The sequence below is a fragment of the Thermostilla marina genome (assembly GCF_054657455.1).
On sequence record NZ_BAAHYR010000001.1, the window covers coordinates 2,108,114 to 2,125,941 of the forward strand.

The following is a 17,828-nucleotide window of genomic DNA, read 5'->3' on the forward strand; positions in this document are numbered from 1 at the left end:
ACCGGCCTGCGCCGAGCAGAATGGTCGGAATGAGAACGCGAATCACCATTCATGGCTACGGTTTTCCAGAGTCGGGGCATTCGCAGACGTAACGTCCGCAACCGGGGCAACCCGCACCATATTTTTGTGCCAACGCCGCAGTCAGATCGACTCCGGCTACGTTGGCGATCGTCGTCAACCAGGCGATCACATCGGCGAATTCGGCGGCTTGTTCTTCTCGCGTACCGTTTCGCAGGGCGGCTGCCAACTCGCCGACCTCCTCCATCAGCCACATGAATGTGCCGTCGATGCCCCTTGCGATGTCTTTTTCAAGGTACATCGTTCGGATCAAGTCTTGGAATTCGGCAAAGGTGATCTCGGTCTTGACGGCCGCTTCCGACGCCGATGTCGACGGATCGCGGCGTTCTTCCGGTTGTTTCCTCACCTCAGACATGGTCGTCACCACCGCTTGCAACGGATTTGGGAGCGAAACAGGTAATGTCAACGCCTTCTCACGATGAGTTTGAAATCGCTGCGTTTGCCGTCAGAATCCAATCGACGACGGTCGACAAGCCGTCTTCGTCGTGTCCCGGAGCGATTCGATCGGCGACCGCTTGAACTTCCGGCAAGGCGTTGCCCATGGCCACGCCTAAACCGGCGGCCCGGATCATGGGGATGTCGTTGACGTCGTCACCGACGGCGCAGACGGCCTCGTCGGGAATACCTTTTCCAGCGGCCAATTTGCGGATTCCCGACCATTTGGTGACGCCGCCGGGCGCGATTTCGCAAAAGTATCCGGTGTATCGCGGGCTTCGCAATACGTGGGTCGACAACGCACCGGGAAAAGTTCGCTGGAGTTGATCCTGGAGGGCGAGCATTTCATCTCGGGTGCCCATGGCGAATGCCCCGAAAACGTCCGACGGCGGAGCCTGAAGCAAATCGGGCACCAACCGACCGCATCCGGGATTCAATCGCAGGTACTCTTCCAAAGGGGGATTCGGCCGTTCGATGGGCGGAAGATAGTAGTCGAATCCCTGTTCGAAGGTGTCGCCGAGTAGTACCGGGATAAAACCTTCGGCGGCAATGAATCGAGTCATCTCGCCGAGCAGGCGAGGACCGAAATCGGCCCGAAAAAGCGTTTCGTGTGTCGAGGGCGATTTTATCAGCGCCCCGCTGGCGGTGACCAGCGGTACCTCGATTCCGAGCGGCTCCACCAAGTGGATCGTGCGACTGTAACGGCGTCCGGTGGCGATGACGACAGTAACGCCGTGGGTTGCCGCACGCCGTAACGCCGCCTGGGTGGCAGGCGTGAGCTCATCGTTGCTATTGACCAGCGTGCCGTCGACGTCGACGGCGAGCATCCGAAATTGCGGCATGGAATTGGGCCGAAATATGCGTTTTCTCGAATCGGCGCCACAATCGGTCGGCCGAAATGGAGACTGTGACGGTCGGTCGCAAAGCGGAGAAAACTCTAATGTACCATGTACGGCCCGACAGGGGAACGAACCGGCGGGTTGTCGGTACGCAATGAAGGCTGCGGATACCGTCATGTAGACGGTTGCATCGATGCCAACTGGCTCAACGAACGGTCTCGTTCTCGCTCCAGATAGGGGCGACCTTGCCGAATGGCGATCCGGTCCCACGGCAGGGGAATCTCCGGCGAGACGCTTTCGTGGACGAGGTGGCCGACATCGATGCCGCTGTCGGCGAACACTTCCCACCAAAGCTGCGGATCCAAATGATCGCTCCAACTATCGAATCGGGCACCTTGTCGCCAAGCCGTTTCGATGGCTTTGCCCACCCGGCGATCACCACGGGCCATGACCCCTTCCAGGAGCGATGCTTCGATGTCGTGGCACTTGATGTCGACGGCCTTCAATCGCTTGTGTCGGTACAGGCAGTCGCGGGCATAGCGAAAGTATTCACGCGTTTGCATGCCGGACCACTGGTACGGCGTTTGAGGTTTGGGAACGAAGTTCGATACATTGACGACCACTTTGACGCTTCGTCCCCTTACTTGCTTGCCGAGACGGGCGATGTCCTCGGCTAGCTCGATCATGCCTCGCAAATCTGCCTCGCGTTCCCCGGGTAGACCACACATGAAGTAGAGTTTCACTCGATGAAACCCCCTCTCAAAGGCTGTTTTGCATCCTTCCAAGAGGTCTTCGTTGAGGATGGGTTTGCCGATCTGCCGGCGCATGTCGTCCAGGGCGACTTCCGGGGCAAGCGTCAGGCCGGAATGACGCTCGGTGGTCAGTAGTTCACTGAGAGTGCGCCATTTCTTGTTGACGCGCAGGCTGGGAACCGAGATGGACACATTCAGCGGCGACAACACGTCGCGTAATCGAACGACGAGCTCTTCGAAGTGCGGATAGTCGCTGGCCGAAAGTGACAGCAGCGCGACTTCTTCGATACCGGTGTTCCGATACGCCGTAAGGACTGCGTCGATGATCGTTTCGATCTTCCGGTACCGCAAAGGGCGCTTGATGGTCGTGCTTTGGCAGAACCGGCAGCGCCAGGGGCAGCCTCGCATGATCTCGACTGCGATGCGATCCTGGACGGTGCGGATCAGCGGGACGATCGGCGCCGGTGGGAGCGGGATTCCGTCCAGATCGGACACCACGGCCGGACGGACTGTTTGCGGAATCCCATCGCGGCGTGAAATGGGAATCAGGCGGCCGCCCTGTTCTTCGAGTTCGTAACACGAGGGAACATACAGCCACGGAAACCGCTCGGCCAACATCCGCAACGCCTCTTGACGAGAACCGGCGGCAGATCGAACTTCAAGCCAAGCGTCGGCTACCGCAGGCAAGGTTTCCTCGCCGTCGCCGATGACGAACGCATCGATAAAATCGGCCATTGGTTCCGGGTTTTCGGCACACGGGCCGCCTGCGAGAATCAGCGGATCGTTTAGGCGGCGGGCAGTGACGTGCAATGGGATCCGGCCGAGATCCAAAATCGTCAACACGTTGCTGTAGCCGAGATCGTATTGGAGCGTGAATCCCACAAGGTCGAATTCGGCAAGAGGGGTGAAGGTTTCAAGACTGTACAAGGGAACGTCATGTTCTCGCAGGAGCTGCTCCATGTCGGGCCAGGGCGCGAAGACTCGCTCACAGGCCCAGGCGTCACGGCGATTGACGGCATCGTAGAGCACTTGAAGGCCGTGATTGCTCATCCCGATCGTGTATGCGTCGGGGGTGGCCAAGCAGATGCGGCCTTTCAAAAGCTCTTTCGCTTTGACGACGCTGTTTCGCTCTCCGCCGAGGTACTGAGCGGGCGTCTGAACCTGTGGTAAGAGACGTTCCGTAACAATGCGGCGTATTTCGGATGATGTCATCCGTCCCCTCGTTTGATCATCGAAAACCGGCAGACCGGTGTTCTTCCCCTCGAAGCATTCCACGTATTATGGGGCGTTGCCGCCGTGAAAAAAAGGAAGCCGGTCGGTCGACATTTGGGCTGTTGGCGCGAGTCGACCATAATATGGATAGATAGCGGGCGATCCGCAGACTGATAGGTGTCCAGCCCCCGAGAGTTGAACGAACCGGAGAGACGAGGTATGCGGCATATCGGTTTCACGGTGACGGCAATTGTCGCTTGGGCGATTATGGGGCCCACGACAAAAGCGCAGCCGCGGCTGCCGTACGACCTGCAACGCAAGATCATGGTCCAACGCTATCTCGTGGAAGCCGGGATCAAGGATCCGAACGTGTTGCGGGTATTCCAGCAAACACCTCGCCACGAGTTCGTGCCGGAATCCGAACGAGCCAAGGCGTATCTCGACATGGCCTTGCCGATCGGTCACGGCCAGACGATATCGTCCCCGTTCATCGTCGCGTACATGACTGAACAGTTGCAGCCGGAACCGGACGACAAAGTGTTGGAAATTGGGACGGGGAGCGGATACCAGGCCGCTATTCTCAGCCCGCTGGTCAAGGAGGTGTATTCGATCGAAATCGTACAGCCGTTGGCCGAGCGGGCGAAACGGACTCTGAAGCGATTGGGTTACGACAACGTCTACGTGAAAGCCGGTGATGGATACCTCGGTTGGCCGGAATATGCCCCCTTCGACAAGATCATCGTTACGTGTTCGCCGGAGGATATCCCCCAGCCATTGGTCGACCAACTGGCCGAAGGCGGTCGGATGGTCGTGCCGGTAGGGCAACGTTACAGCCAAACGCTGGTGTTGTTGAAGAAAGCAAACGGTCGCATGGTTCGCGAGGCTCTTCGACCGACTTTGTTCGTGCCGATGACCGGCGAGGCAGAATCGCGCCGCGAACAATTGCCGGATCCGACCGAGCCCGCTTTGGCCAACGGCGATTTCGAGGAAGTCGACGCCGACACCGGGATGCCGCTGGGGTGGTACTATCAGCGTCAGTTGGCCGTGCGGCACGACGATCCGCCTAGTGGCCGGAACTACATCGAGCTGGCCAACGAGGAAGTGGGGCGTCGCGCGCAGGCCCTAGCGGGCTTCGGGGTCGATGGTCGTGTCGTCAACGAACTGACCGTTCGCTATTGGGTGCGCGCGGAAAATGTGCGCGTCCACCCGAACAACCTGCAACCGGGAGTCGGGATTGTATTCTTCGATGAACGACGGGCCGTGTTGAGCGAAGTGCCGGTCGGCAGCCACGCCGGAACAGCCGGATGGCGGCAGGTGGAACGCACGATCCGTGTGCCGTCGGAGGCACGCGAAGCCATCATCGGCATCGGCCTTCTCGGGAACACCGGCAAGTTGGCATTTGATGATGTAGAGGTAACAAAAAGCCGGGGGCGAGATACCGGCGAGACCCGCAGTGATGAAGGGGGGTGAGCATATCTTGTGCTGTCGGCGTTATCTGTAAACACTTCCTAAATTGCTCAGCCTACTTGCACAACCGGCCTCGGGGAGTATGTTAGAAGTCGAGATCGTAATCGGCGTTTCTCCAGCGATCCGCGGGGAACGAGCGCTCGGCCCCGTTTAGAAATCTCAGAACCATCATCAGGAGAGAGGGGACAAAAATGCTTCGGAAGCTGATGATCGCCAGTGTGGCAGCTGTTCTCGGCTTGACGGCTGCGGAAACCACGCAGGCGTTTTGGCACCATTGGGCCCCCTGCGATCCCTGTTGTCCGGTCGTGGTATGTCGACCGGTCGTAACCACCTGTTATCGTCCTGTTTGTCCGCCGGTCGCTCCGACGTGCGGAGAGTGGTACTTGGGGTGGCGGCCCGGTCCCGTGCGTCGTTTGCTGTTCGGTCCCTATCGCTGGTATTGGGTGCCCGGCGAATGTTGTCCGGTATGCGGACTGGATCCGTGCGGATGTGAGCCGATGGTGGTTTCCGAGCCGCAGCCCGAACCGACTCCGGCGACGGATGTGCCCTCTGAACCGGCACCGGCTGCCGAACCGAGTCCGGCGCCCGCAGCCGAGCCGGCCCCCGCGCAGCCTTCGATTCCTACGACGCCGATGTCGCCCGATGCGCCCGGTGCCATGGGGTTGCCGGTAAATCCGACGGCCTATTCGCCCCAAACGCAGGAGAACAGCGGGATCCTGACCGTATATGTGCCGGTCGACGCCAAAGTGACGATCAACGGATATGAGACCCGGAGCACGGGAACGCGACGCGAATATGTGTCGCTGGGGTTGAAGCAGGGACTGGAATATCGGTATGAGATTACCGCCGAGATCGTTCGCGACGGTAAGCGACTGGTCGAGAAGCGCGCTGTGGTCTTGACGGCGGGCGAGAAAGAAGGGGTCGCGTTTTCTTTCGAGCAGGCGACCTCCGTCGCGGGGCTGTAGTTCCCCGCGGGAAGCGGGAGGAATTCCCGTCTCCCCTTTGGTAGCCGAAATCGACGCACCCAGGAGATGAAGCATCTCTTGGGTGCTTTTTTTGAGTCCGGAAGAAATCCGTCGATGCGCGGTTTGCGAGCCTTGTCGCTTCGACGCAACCGCGGTAAACTCAATGACTTGGGCTGTTCGGAAGCAGTGAAAGCGGTTCGCGTGGCTCCCGACGGCCGTCCGGATTGTCTGCGAAGCGACTTGCGTCGCCGTGTATGGGGTACATTCGATATCAGGGAACGCGGTCATGAAAAAAGGCATTCACCCGAAATACATGGAAACGAAGGTGACCTGTGGTTGCGGGTATTCGTTCACCACTCGCAGCACCGTCCCGGAGCTGAAGGTCGATATTTGCAGCAATTGCCATCCGTTCTTTACCGGAAAACTCAAGTATGTGGACTCGGCGGGACGGATCGAGAAGTTCCGTAACAAATTCTCGGGTGGATACGCAAGCGTCGCTAAGGCCAAGAAAGCCAAGGCTGCTGCCGAGAAAAAGTAAGCCGATGACATCGTTGGAGGCTCGCGTCGAGACTTGCCCGTCCGGCGGGTGAGTTCGGTGATTGGAGCGAGGGGGCGGCCGTCTGCCGGTGGTCGAGCCGTTCTTTACTCCCTGGTGAGTGTGACGCATGCGGGAACAGCTCGAGAAAAAGCTCGCGCGCTTCGAGGAATTGGAGAAGCAGCTTACCGACCCCGACGTGCTCGCCGACTCGGCCCGTTTGGCGGCAGTGATGCGGGAGCACGGTTCGCTGGCGAAACTGGCGAGCAAATATCGTCGTTTTAAAGAGCTAAATGCTCAGATCAGCGAGTTGCGCGAACTTGTCGAAGGCGATGATCCCGAGCTTCGGGAATTGGCCGAAGCCGAGTTGCCCGACTTGCGACGGCAGCGAGAAGAAATCTGGGACGATTTGCTCCTTCTGACCGTAGGCGGTGAAGACGCCAACCGGACCCGCTGTATTTTGGAGATTCGCGCGGGTACAGGCGGAGAAGAAGCGGCGCTGTTTGCGCGGGATCTGTTCGAAATGTATCGGCGCTACGCTGAAAGCCGCCGATGGAAATTCGAAATCTTGGGCGCCAATCCGACCGAATTGGGCGGATTCAAGGAAATCAGCGTCGCAGTCGAAGGCGAGGAGGTTTTCCGGCGTCTCCAATACGAAAGCGGCGGTCACCGTGTGCAACGCGTTCCCGAAACAGAGGCCAAGGGCCGCATTCACACTTCGCTGGCCACTGTGGCGGTGATGGCAGAACCCGAGGATGTCGAAGTCGACTTGAAACCCGAGGATTATCGACGCGACACTTTCAACGCAAGCGGTCCCGGCGGGCAGCACGTGAACAAGACGGCTTCGGCCGTCCGATTGACGCACTACGAGACCGGGATCGTCGTCCAGTGCCAGGATGAGAAAAGCCAGCACAAGAACTTGGCGAAGGCCCTGCGGGTGCTGAAGACGCGAATCTACGAGTACTACCGCCGACAAGAGGAAGAAAAAAGGGCAGGGGAGCGCAAGAGCAAGATCGGATCCGGCGACCGGAGTCAGCGAATCCGCACGTACAACTTCCCCGAAAACCGCGTTACGGATCATCGGATCGGCCTCACGTTGTACCAGCTCGATCAGATTCTGGCCGGTAACTTGGATCCGGTGATCGAGGCGATTCTGGACTACGAACGCCAGGAGTTGCGGTCGGCGTTCGGGCCGCTCAATTGACGGGACGGCATCAATGGGCGGGACGGAATCATGGACGATCGGGCGGCTCCTCGAGTGGACGACCCGCTATTTTCAGGAACATGGTTCTTCGACCCCGCGTCTCGACGCCGAAATCCTCTTGGCGCATAGCCTCGGTTGTCCGCGGATCATCTTGTATACGCGTTTCGACGAAGAGATCGGCGAGCAACCGCGGGCCGTATTTCGCGAACTTGTGAAGAAACGCGCTCGCGGAGTGCCGGTCGCCTATCTGGTCGGGTACCGGGAATTCTTTTCTCTCAGATTCGTCGTGACGCCGGCCGTCCTGATTCCACGCCCCGAGACCGAGTTCGTGGTCGTCGCCGCCTTGGAAGCAGCCAAACGGCGTTTGGAAGATGGAGAATCGCAAACTGTTCGAATTTGCGACATCGGTACCGGTAGCGGCGTCTTGGCCGTGTGTTTGGCAAAGCATTTGCCGCAGGCCGAAGTGACGGCCGTCGACCTTTCGTCGGAAGCCCTCGAAATAGCACGACAAAACGCCGAAGCGCACGGGGTGGCCGAGCGAATTCGATTCCTGAAGAGCGATTTGTTGGCGGCGATCGACTCGGGCGATCGATTCGACCTTGCGGTCTCGAATCCGCCGTATGTCCGCGAGTCGGAGCTGGATTCGCTTCCGACGGAGGTTCGAGATTATGAGCCGCGTATTGCCTTGGTGAGCGGTCCCGACGGGACGGAGATCATCGCTCGGCTATTGGACACGCTGCCGGAGTATTTGGAAGCGGACGGTGAATTCTTCTGCGAAATCAGTCCGATGATTTGCGATCGCGTCGAGCTGTTGGTGCGCGATCATCCGCACTGGGAACTGGTTCGCGTCATTCCCGATCTGGCGCGATTGCCGCGGGTGATCCACGCACGAAAAGTGGGGTGATGCAAGTTTCCGTGTGAGAGATGCCGTCCCACGGGCATTCCGGCCGGTTCAGCGAACCTTGCATTGGAAGCGGATGATTCCGCCTTCACCCGGTTTGAGAGGCTGCTTGATTGCCCACGCCAGTGCTGATGAGCCTTCTTCGTTGGGCTGCATGCCGAATTCGGCTTCGACACTGCATTGCGCGGAACCGGGTACGAATTCCAAACGCGTGTTCAGGTTGTCGGTGAGCACGATGTCGTTCAGCACGGCCGTACCGACGTTGTCGAAGCGGATGGTAAAGTCGATGATGTCGCCCGGCTGGGCTGCCTGCGTCGAGGCGACTTTCGTTACCCGCAATTTGGCCGTGCCGGTTTTCGATTCGATGCTGAAAACAGAGTGTACGCCTTCGGACGCGGCATCGACGGTTGCCGCCTGATGGTTGATCGTCACACCGATGGATTGGTTTTCGAACCAGATTTGCGCGGCCTCGGCGTATTGAGCCAACAAGGGGAGATCATCTCCTCCAAGTCGTCCGAAGCGGATTAAGTTGAAGTTTTCATAGGCTTTGTAATCGTTGGCAAATCCTTCGGGCGTCAGCACCGAAGAAAACGCCCCGTTTTGCATGCGGGATTCAAACATACCGATGCCCGATCGACCGCGTGCGCCGACGGACTGAAGATAGCTTTTGTTCGAAGCGACCAATGCGTTGAATTGTTGCCCTTGGGGGCCTTCCCCACGGCGGAAACCTTGCAGACCGACAGCTTGTTCGTCTTGCTGCATGCTGACGACTTGTCGTACGGCGCCGAAACGGGGGCTGTAAACGAAAACGCGATTGCTGGCAGCCACCTGCGTTTTGCCGTCGGGGCCGCTGTAGTACGCGACCGTGTCCTCCATGTTGACCCCACGGATGACGCGGTCGTCGAGTCGAGCAAACGGCGGAAGATCGCCGCCGTCGGCCAGGTATTCGTCTTGCGGCCAGGGCCCCGCGATCCCGGGAGGACTCCATTCGGGTTGCGGTGGCGCCCCCAGCGGTGTACCGACCGGTAGGGCCTCGCCGTTGGGGCCGACCATGGCAGGAGGAGCCTGCATCGGCACGCCGGTGTATGCTTGCGGCGGCAGGGAATCGGCGGCCGTCGGTAGGGCAGGGGAGGGGGCGCCTGCCGTCGGCAGCGGTCCGTACGTCGGTAACATCTGGCGACACGATGAAAGCGACAGGACCGCCAACGACACGAGACAGACACACGTTCGACCGACCAAGTGCCGATGCATTCCCCGGATGCCTCCCTGCATGTTCATATTCCTTGACGTTCGGCCGTCGGGTCAGCCCCGTTCGCAGCGGGCTTCGGCGGCCGAGGAAGCAATTTGACCTTTGGGGGATACTTCACGAACGGCGGAAAGCCGTACGCAAATCCCGCGTCGATCTGCTCGGACATCGGAACGACCCCGCCCATCCGCAGAATTGCGATCGGTCGTCCGAGTGTGTCGGCGATTGCTAAAGGATCGCTGCCCGGCTTCGCTTCGAACCACGGTTGTTGTTTGCCGTCGAAAGAAACCGGCATCGCCTTCATGGGGTCTTCGACGTAAATGACCCGCGTGACGAATTTGCCTTCCAGTGCCAGTTTCAGATCGTCGGGAGTGAGATCGACGACGACAGGGAATTGCACTTCTTGGCCCACCGGCGGATACAAACGATCGATGATTTCGACGGTGGGAAAGAGTTCCATGCCGGGGTATCCGGGAATCCCGGTGACGCGCAGCCGATATACGCGACCGACCAGTAGCCCGAAATCGGCGGGACAATTCGCGGGCTCGGCGAACCGACCGTTTTCGGCCGGGGCGACTTGAAGTCCGGCCGGGCCGCGAAACTCGACCGGTTGAAAGTAACCGTTGACCGGTCCGCCTCGTTGCAGCCGTGTGGCCCCGACCAACCCGGGCGGCATCGTGCCCATGTGGTAAAAATGAACGTTCGGCTGTTGCGCCGAGGATCGGCCGATCGGAAGACAAATCATCGCCGCGATGCCCGTCAGGCAATAGACGACGAGAGTCGTCGCCGGATGACGTCCCTTCCGATTCATGGCTCGCCGGCTTGTGGCCTGCATGAGAACCGATTCCATGTGATCAAGTGACCGGGTGAGTCGTCGGCCGATAATCGGCCGACGCCCTTGATGACGCAACGATTTTGGAAGGAAGGCTGCCTCGCAATCGACGCATCGGACGAGGCAGCCGTTGGCCGTCGTACGTCGTATCAAACGACGCGGATCGTCACTGCATGGGAGCGGCGTCCGCCGGGCAGGCTTCCGTCGTCTCGTTCAGCACTTGCACGCGGTCGGAAAGCGGTTGATGGAACATATTCAAACCGCTGGTGGTGTGCTCCGAAATCCATACGTGATCGGCCGGTTTCGGATACGAGATGCCGGGCGTCTGCTTCACATCGATGCGAACCTTCGAGCTTGGTTGCGGCATGTGCACGTGCGTGTGATTTCGCATGACATGTTTTTGAAGTCCAGCCGGTGCTCCCAACGGAACGTGCGGCGGACCGGCAAGGCCGATCGGGGTGCCGCTGATCGGCATTCCGTACTGCGGGCCGGTGACACCCGAGATGTAATTCGACGGACCGGCCATGGGGACGCCGGGAGCTGCGACGCCGAATCCGGAGGGCATGCCCGGAGCATACTGCGCCGGAACGACGTTCTGGGCGTCGGCCGATTCGCCGGGCAGCTCGAGGTCACGATTGCCCAGCCGCACGATCGCTAAAATCGAGCCGCGGCGATCAGCTTCGATGACCGGGTCGACACCCGGGTCCAAACGGGTGCTGACGAGCGTGTCGGGACCGGCAACGGCCAAATCTTGGTATTCGGGGTCGGGCAAGTAGATGACCTTGGTGACGAAGTTGCCCGCGAACACTTGATCGAAATCTTCATCGGTGAACGAAACCGGAATCGCGTTGTGCGCCAGGAAAGCCTGCGTACGCGGCGTTGCAGGGCCGACTTCCAACGTCGGATACAGTTCGATACCGGGCATACCGGGGATTTCGGTCAATTTCAGGCGGTAGATGGCCCCTTGGGGGAAATTCTGCCGAAACGGCGTGTAGTGGGGGCCCGAATCGAAGGCACCCGGTTCCGTCACATCCCACATGACGACCATGTCGTCGGGGGCTGCGAAGAGAATTTGGGAAACGGCTTCAGGGCCGGGGGCGGGGGGCATATACATTGCCTGAACGCCCGGTCCGGGGCCGCCGACGCCGGGACCCGGTTCCATCAACTGTTGGGCAGGAGGCAAGTTGTGATGGAACGGGCCCTTGCAGCCCGCCACAGCCATCAGAACCACACACAAAAAAGCTCCATATCTCATTTAGGTGTCCCCCCTAAACGCGTTTCTTGGGGCGCATACGACCGACGGGATTGCTTGACCGACAAACGTTCCGATTCGACTCACGTCGAACTCGTCTCCGGAGGAATGCGCGAAAGCGCAATGGTCGAAAAAGACCTCCCTCTGACGGTTATTGGTCGGTTCGGCAGAACGGGTTTCTTTGGTAAATCCGTCAAGACCCGCCGAATGAGCTTACTTTGCTCTGCCCAAAGAGATCGTGTGCGAAAGAAATGCCCCGAAAGATGTAGAACAACATGCCCGGAAGAGGGGGTCAAAGGTGAAACACGGCGTTGATGGTGACCGGTCGAATTCGGTCCTCACGGGCCCTGAGAATATTGATGCCGCAATTGTCCTGCGGAATTGTCCGATATCTGTAAATCGGGATATCGAGAAGATGGGCAAGATAGACGCGGTTGACCACATTGTGGGCAACCACGACGATGCACTTGCCACGGTGCTGTTCCGCCAGCGCGCTGAAGGCGGGAACGACGCGCTCGCGTACTGAGGCCATCGTTTCTCCCTCAAGGTAGGGGTGCTCTGCGGCGTTCGACATGAAAGCCCGGTAAGCCTCCGGATATTGCGCCTCGACGTCCTCCCATGACATCCCTTCCCAGATGCCGACGTCGACTTCGGTAATCGCCGGGACGACTTCGACAGGAAGATCGTGTGGGCCGGCGATGGCTTCGGCCGTTTGCCGCGCGCGGAGCAGGGGACTGGAAAAGACCTGAGAGATGGGGAGAGATTCCAGGAAACGGCCCGTGCGAGAGGCCTGCTCTTGGCCCTCGAGCGACAACGCGGGGTCGGTCCGTCGACCTTGGAGACGGGGCGGCTTCGCGCGGTTGTTGGCCGTAGCCGCATGCCGTACAAGCAACATCCAGCACGTTCGTTCATCCGGAGTCAGCAACATGACTTGTCGTCTCGTGTTGTAAGGAATGGAAGGGGGCGGTGAACGCCTAGCGTGCGCTGTTGACGAGCATCGCCGCAGTTCGGACGGCTTCCAGCAGACTTGCGGGATCGGCCTTGCCTTGCCAAGCGATATCGAACGCCGTTCCGTGGGCAACACTGGTGCGCACGATGGGGAGCCCGGCCGTGATATTGACCGCCCGGTGCATGCCCAGCAATTTCAAGGCGATGTGGCCTTGGTCGTGGTACATCGCCACCACGGCGTCGAATGCTCCGTTGCGAGCCCGGACCATGATCGTATCGGCAGGCAAGGGACCTTCAATTTGTAGCCCCCGTTTTCTAGCCTGAGTGACTCCAGGCACGATAATCTCTTTTTCTTCGTTCCCAAACAGTCCGCCTTCGCCGCCATGGGGATTCAGGGCACATACACCGATTCGGGGACGGTCGCATCCGAGCCGCCGCATCAAGTCGTGAACGAGTTGCGCCTTCGCCGTCACGGCATCGGGCGTGATTTGTGAAAAAATCGACCGCATGGCCGTGTGCAACGTGACGTGCGCGACCGCCAGACCGTGTGGTCCTTCAAGGGGGGCTCCCGGGCCCATGTACAGGACCATGGAAAACCGGTCGACGCCGCAGCGCTCGGCCAAGAGTTCGGTATGGCCGGGATAGCGATGCCCGGCCCGATGCAGGGCCTCTTTGTGGATCGGACACGTAACGATTGCGGAAACGGTTCCTGCCAAGACGAGCTCCACCGCGGCAACGATCGAACGGTACGCTGCTTCACCCGCTCGGGCATCGATCTCGCCGGGAATCACCTCGCCGCCGGCATCCCAACCACAGGAAAAACAGGGAAGAACGGTTGGCGAGGTTTCAAATTCGCGAATCTGGTCAGGCGAGGATAGAAGGACTATTTGCAGGGAAGCGTGAAATTGAGCTGCTGCGTGTTCCAGAACCGCTGGGGAACCGACGACGAGCGGTCGACATTGCCTGAACAACTCGGCGTGTTTCCACGCTTTGACGATGATTTCCGGGCCGATCCCGGCGGGGTCACCCATCGTCACAGCAATCACGGGAAGGGAAGGGCTCACGAGCGGTCGTCTCATCTGGCGAAAATCGAAAACACGAAGCGAACATGTCGAGACACCTTATTCTATTGGCGACACCGCCCGTGTCGCAGGGGAGGGGCAGGGGGGGGAGGGCGGTTGTGGTCGTGGCGGTCGTGGTGTACGTTGAGCCTTCTTGCAACCTTTCGGCACTGAAGGCGCGCAAAAGACCGTGTTCCAAAAAACGGGAGAGCGTAACCGGCGATGATTGCGTGTGTTCAGCGAGTAACCCGAGCGTCGGTCACCGTCGGCGAAAAGGTCGTCGGTGAGATCGAAAGGGGAGTCGTCGTATTGTTGGGAGTGGCGGCGGAAGACACGGAAGACGACGCCCGGTTGATCGCCGGAAAACTGGCCGGATTGCGCATTTTCGAAGATGGCGACGGAAAAATGAATCTGTCGATTCGAGACGTTGCCGGAAAAGCCTTGGTGATCAGTCAGTTCACACTGCTGGCCGACTGTCGCAAGGGACGCCGACCGAGTTTTACTGCTGCGGCGCCGCCTGAACCGGCCGAAGCGTTGTATCGCGTCTTTTGTGATCAGCTCAAAGAGCATGGTATTCCGGTCGCTACCGGAGTGTTCCGCGCGCACATGGAAGTCGCGTTGGTCAACGACGGGCCCGTGACCATTTTGCTCGACAGCACTAGCTTGAAGCGGCCGCGACGCGGGTAACCCGGTCGATGCCCCCTTTAGGGCGTCAGCGCGGCGGACGGATCGGGACGACCTCGGTATCGTCGATTTGCGGGGAAAGAGTCTCGGGACCGAATAGGGGCGCATTCGCGTCGCTGCGGCGTTCTTCGAGCCGTTCCAGCGAGGCGTCGATCTTTGTGCCCGCCGCGTTTCCCAGGGCGTCGAGGTGGGCCATTAAACGCGGTTCTTGGACGATGGTCAATGCCAGGAACATGCAGGTCAAATAGGTGAAGGCCGTTGCGAATAGATTCTTGCTGAACATCTTCAAGCCGGTGCCGAAGCTCTTGCGGAGACGGACGCGTCCACGCGACGTGTCGATGCTATAAAACTCGTCGAGAAGTAAATGGGACAAGTAGCCGATGACGACACCCGCTGCTTTGAAGAGGCGGATCGAAATCGGCCCGCTGGCAAGCAGAAAGGCTACTTGGCCGAAGCATGCTGCAGCCGGAATGCTGTGAAACATGCCCCGGTGGACGGTGAAGCGGCTGAGTAGATGGCCGCCTACAAACCGAATGGCTAAATAGATCGTCGCGCCAACGAGAACGATTGTTTCGGAGTCGCAACCGGCTCGCTGCATGTGACCGATCAGCATCATGGGAACTACGGCGGCGGCGAAGGTGAGACTTTCCCGCTTGGGGATTCCCGAGTCGCTGTCGATGTCGGGGAGCATTCCAGAAACGGCGCACAGCCCCCCAGCCAAGAGCGATGAGGAAAGCGGGGCGTGGAACAGGACGTGTCCGGCACCTGCATAGGCGAAGCCGAGCACGCTGCTCGTGGAAAGATGCGTTTTAAAGTCGGCCATCGGAATCGGCTTTTCTGAAGGGAAGTCAATGACGAGTGAGACGAATTCTTTAGCAAATACCCGACGTCGGCGAAAAGGCCGTTCTTCGACGGTCGGTGCGAAGTGCCTGCACTGCAGGCGATGCATGCAGGCACGGCGAATCGCTATTTGGTGAAGCGTCCGGACGCGATATACTCCCCTGCTCGCTTCGGCGGGCGAAGATCGACGACTCGAATCCGGTAAGAGGAACGACCATGCAGATATACGACGTTGTGATGGTGGTCGTGTTGCTTTTGGCGACGATGTTCGGGGCCTGGAAGGGGATGGCGTGGCAATTGGCTTCACTCGGCTCGCTGGTGGTAAGCGGCTTTGTCGCCGTTCGGTTCAGCCCGCAGTTGGCCCCGGCGATCAGCAGCCAGGCTCCCTGGAACCGATTCTTGGCCATGCTGATCTTGTTTCTGGTTACCTCGCTGGGGATCTGGATTCTATTCCGGTATGTCCGAGACGTGATCGACCGGGTTCAACTGAAAGAGTTCGATCGCCAGGTAGGGGCGATGTTCGGTTTTGTGAAGGGGGTGGCGTTCTGCATCGTGATCACGTTTTTCGCAGTGACGCTGTCGGCATCGGCCCGCAACATGGTGCTCCAGTCGCGGTCGGGCTACTACATTGCCGTGCTGATCGAGAAAGCGGACCCGGTCTTGCCCGACGAAGCCAGGGCGTACATCGGCAAGTATCTCAAGGAGCTACACGAGCGATTGGATCCCAATCATTCGCCCGGCCGTTACATGGACGACAACGACATCATCGTACCGGCCGTGGGCGAGAGGCTCGGTGACGGGGCAGGGGCGATGTGACCAAAAGGCGGCGTTCGCGAAAAGCTGCTATGCCGACAATGGTCGATTTCGCTGAAGGTCCCCTGCCGTCGTCGCGCCGGATTGCCGTGCGAGGATCGGCAGAATTACTGTATCGCCGTCAGGTTGTCATCTTGAATCAAGCGATATCGCCCACGTGGAACCTTCCGATTGGTTGTCGCGGGAAGATGGCTTGAGCCTTGGAGGTTTGTCGGCGAGCTCTTGCCGGAGGGGCGTCTTTGAGCCGGCAAGGCAAACCTACACGAATCCGGACCACGTCCCGCAAAAAACGGGCCTGCGACACAACATAAGATACATTATCGGACGTTGCGGTTCGGTCCCCTTTTGGGGTTCAGACGCCGGTCTGTGTTGTCTGCGGTATTGTGGTTTGACGGCAGCACATCACGGACGGGAACGGTCGAGAAACGGCGAGGAAGCGGCGGCATGGACAGGCGACCGTGAGTGAGATGGGCGCCGCATGAGATCGAAGGAGGTGCCGAAGGTCGAATGGCACACTTGGAACGCGAAGCATTCGGAAGAATGCGAGATTGCAAGGGCGGAGAATGCTGGGATGTTTGCCGGCGATAAACCAAGCGTTTTGGGATGGAAAATTTCGCGCCGGGAAGCATGCTTCCGACGCGGAAATTCGGGGCGGAAAGTGGGCAGGATGGGAAAAAGAAATGGCGAATAGGGGGTTCGCCCTATCCGCCGGTGTGAAATGGCGTTGGGCATCGTTAGTTGTCGGACGGGGCGTCGGTGAAGACACCGGTAATGGTTTCGCCGTTCTCGAGATATTGACCGAGAACGCGAAATCGGCGGTAACGCTTTTCGAGGAGTTCGTCCGTCGGTAGCGTGCGCAGTTCGCGGATGGTGGTGCGCAAGTATGACTTGAGGCGGGTGGCCGTGGCGAAATGATCGCGATGAGCGCCGCCGGGCGGTTCCGGGATCACGGCGTCGATGATACCGAGTTCAAGAAGGTCTTTTGAGGTCATCTTGAGTGCGCGGGCGGCTTCTTGTTTGTATTGGTGATCCTTCCAAAGGATTCCGGCGCAGCCCTCGGGGCTGATGACGGAATAATAGGCGTGCTCAAGCATGGCGACGCGATCGCCGACACCGATGCCGAGCGCGCCGCCCGAGCCGCCCTCGCCGATGACGACGCAAACGATGGGGGTGGGTAAGCGCGACATCTCCATCATGGCGGTTGCGATGACCTGGGCCTGGCCCCGTTCTTCGGCGGCAATTCCCGGATAGGCGCCGGGGGTGTCGATGAAGCAGATCACGGGTAAACCGAATTTGGCCGCCAATTTCATTTTGGAGATGGCCTTGTGGTAGCCTTCAGGGTGGGCGCAACCGTAGTTGCAGGCGATGCGTTCCTTGACCGTCTTGCCTTTCTGGTGACCGATGACCATCACCTTCTGTTCGTCGAGTTTGGCCCAGCCGGTAAGGATCGCGCGGTCGTCGCCGAAGAGCTTGTCGCCGTGCAGCTCGACGAACTCTTCGAAGCACAACTGCAAGTAGTCGCTGGTCATGGGGCGATCGGGGTGTCGAGCGACCTCGACGACTTCCCACGGTTCAAGGTTGGCATAGATACGCCGTTTGAGTTCAAGAAGCTCACGGCGTTTTTCTTGTAGTTCCTGCCGAGCGTCGGGATTGTCTTGCACAAGGCGTTCGAGTTTCTCGACGCGGGCTTCCAATTCATAGATCGGACGCTCGAAAGACAGGCGATGAACGGCGTTACTCATGGTATTCAGTCTCGTTTTTTTC

Annotated in this window: 17 protein-coding genes; 7 read left to right on the top strand and 10 right to left on the bottom strand. The window is 59.4% G+C overall.

What is annotated here, in order from left to right:
* Positions 1-55: 55 nt before the first annotated feature.
* The 3 genes from ACYQ2I_RS07695 to ACYQ2I_RS07705 form a co-directional block, all read right to left on the bottom strand.
* A complete protein-coding gene (locus tag ACYQ2I_RS07695) occupies positions 56-319 on the bottom strand; it encodes a MazG nucleotide pyrophosphohydrolase domain-containing protein (RefSeq protein ID WP_460168401.1) in 264 nt (87 codons plus the stop codon).
* Between the two features lie 172 nt (positions 320-491).
* Positions 492-1,355, bottom strand: coding sequence for an HAD family hydrolase (locus tag ACYQ2I_RS07700; RefSeq protein ID WP_460166430.1), 864 nt, complete (start codon positions 1,353-1,355; stop codon positions 492-494).
* A gap of 170 nt (positions 1,356-1,525) precedes the next feature.
* The gene (locus ACYQ2I_RS07705; protein ID WP_460166431.1) at positions 1,526-3,316 is read right to left on the bottom strand and encodes a TIGR03960 family B12-binding radical SAM protein; all 1,791 of its coding nucleotides are present in this window, start codon (positions 3,314-3,316) and stop codon (positions 1,526-1,528) included.
* A 219-nt stretch (positions 3,317-3,535) separates the two neighbouring features.
* On the opposite strand from ACYQ2I_RS07705, the gene ACYQ2I_RS07710 reads away from it, so the two are divergent.
* From ACYQ2I_RS07710 to prmC, 5 genes are all read left to right on the top strand, one after another.
* Positions 3,536-4,786 (top strand): protein-L-isoaspartate(D-aspartate) O-methyltransferase, encoded by a 1,251-nt coding sequence (locus ACYQ2I_RS07710; protein WP_460166432.1) that lies wholly within the window; start codon positions 3,536-3,538, stop codon positions 4,784-4,786.
* 188 nt (positions 4,787-4,974) lie between these two features.
* Positions 4,975-5,748: a TIGR03000 domain-containing protein gene (locus ACYQ2I_RS07715; RefSeq protein WP_460166433.1), complete on the top strand. Its 774-nt coding sequence runs from the start codon at positions 4,975-4,977 to the stop codon at positions 5,746-5,748.
* Between the two features lie 286 nt (positions 5,749-6,034).
* Positions 6,035-6,286, top strand: a complete 252-nt coding sequence (gene rpmE, locus ACYQ2I_RS07720; protein WP_460166434.1) for a 50S ribosomal protein L31 — start codon at positions 6,035-6,037, stop codon at positions 6,284-6,286.
* Between the two features lie 127 nt (positions 6,287-6,413).
* Positions 6,414-7,487 carry a peptide chain release factor 1 gene (gene prfA, locus ACYQ2I_RS07725; protein ID WP_460166435.1) on the top strand — a complete coding sequence of 358 codons (1,074 nt, stop codon included), beginning with the start codon at positions 6,414-6,416 and terminating at the stop codon, positions 7,485-7,487.
* 13 nt (positions 7,488-7,500) lie between these two features.
* Positions 7,501-8,391: a peptide chain release factor N(5)-glutamine methyltransferase gene (prmC, locus tag ACYQ2I_RS07730; protein WP_460166436.1), complete on the top strand. Its 891-nt coding sequence runs from the start codon at positions 7,501-7,503 to the stop codon at positions 8,389-8,391.
* A 48-nt stretch (positions 8,392-8,439) separates the two neighbouring features.
* Here the strand turns inward: prmC and ACYQ2I_RS07735 are convergent, their stop codons facing one another.
* The 5 genes from ACYQ2I_RS07735 to pdxA all read right to left on the bottom strand — a co-directional run bounded on the left by ACYQ2I_RS07735 (position 8,440) and on the right by pdxA (position 13,745).
* Positions 8,440-9,660 (bottom strand): DUF11 domain-containing protein, encoded by a 1,221-nt coding sequence (locus tag ACYQ2I_RS07735; protein ID WP_460166437.1) that lies wholly within the window; start codon positions 9,658-9,660, stop codon positions 8,440-8,442.
* A gap of 2 nt (positions 9,661-9,662) precedes the next feature.
* Positions 9,663-10,445 (bottom strand): hypothetical protein, encoded by a 783-nt coding sequence (locus ACYQ2I_RS07740; protein WP_460166438.1) that lies wholly within the window; start codon positions 10,443-10,445, stop codon positions 9,663-9,665.
* A gap of 187 nt (positions 10,446-10,632) precedes the next feature.
* On the bottom strand, positions 10,633-11,688 hold the full coding sequence (locus tag ACYQ2I_RS07745) for a hypothetical protein (RefSeq protein ID WP_460168402.1): 1,056 nt from the start codon (positions 11,686-11,688) through the stop codon (positions 10,633-10,635).
* A gap of 322 nt (positions 11,689-12,010) precedes the next feature.
* Complete coding sequence (locus tag ACYQ2I_RS07750) at positions 12,011-12,646, bottom strand: histidine phosphatase family protein (protein WP_460166439.1); 636 nt, start codon at positions 12,644-12,646, stop codon at positions 12,011-12,013.
* 46 nt (positions 12,647-12,692) lie between these two features.
* Positions 12,693-13,745, bottom strand: coding sequence for a 4-hydroxythreonine-4-phosphate dehydrogenase PdxA (gene pdxA, locus ACYQ2I_RS07755; protein WP_460166440.1), 1,053 nt, complete (start codon positions 13,743-13,745; stop codon positions 12,693-12,695).
* Positions 13,746-13,949: 204 nt separating this feature from the next.
* Between pdxA and dtd the strand changes: the two genes are divergently transcribed.
* On the top strand, positions 13,950-14,414 hold the full coding sequence (gene dtd, locus ACYQ2I_RS07760; RefSeq protein ID WP_460166441.1) for a D-aminoacyl-tRNA deacylase: 465 nt from the start codon (positions 13,950-13,952) through the stop codon (positions 14,412-14,414).
* 25 nt (positions 14,415-14,439) lie between these two features.
* Here the strand turns inward: dtd and ACYQ2I_RS07765 are convergent, their stop codons facing one another.
* Positions 14,440-15,234: a metal-dependent hydrolase gene (locus ACYQ2I_RS07765; RefSeq protein WP_460166442.1), complete on the bottom strand. Its 795-nt coding sequence runs from the start codon at positions 15,232-15,234 to the stop codon at positions 14,440-14,442.
* 233 nt (positions 15,235-15,467) lie between these two features.
* Between ACYQ2I_RS07765 and ACYQ2I_RS07770 the strand changes: the two genes are divergently transcribed.
* Positions 15,468-16,067, top strand: coding sequence for a CvpA family protein (locus ACYQ2I_RS07770; protein WP_460166443.1), 600 nt, complete (start codon positions 15,468-15,470; stop codon positions 16,065-16,067).
* A 731-nt stretch (positions 16,068-16,798) separates the two neighbouring features.
* On the opposite strand, the gene ACYQ2I_RS07775 is transcribed toward ACYQ2I_RS07770, so the two are convergent.
* Complete coding sequence (locus ACYQ2I_RS07775) at positions 16,799-17,806, bottom strand: acetyl-CoA carboxylase carboxyltransferase subunit alpha (protein WP_460166444.1); 1,008 nt, start codon at positions 17,804-17,806, stop codon at positions 16,799-16,801.
* Positions 17,807-17,828: the final 22 nt, after the last annotated feature.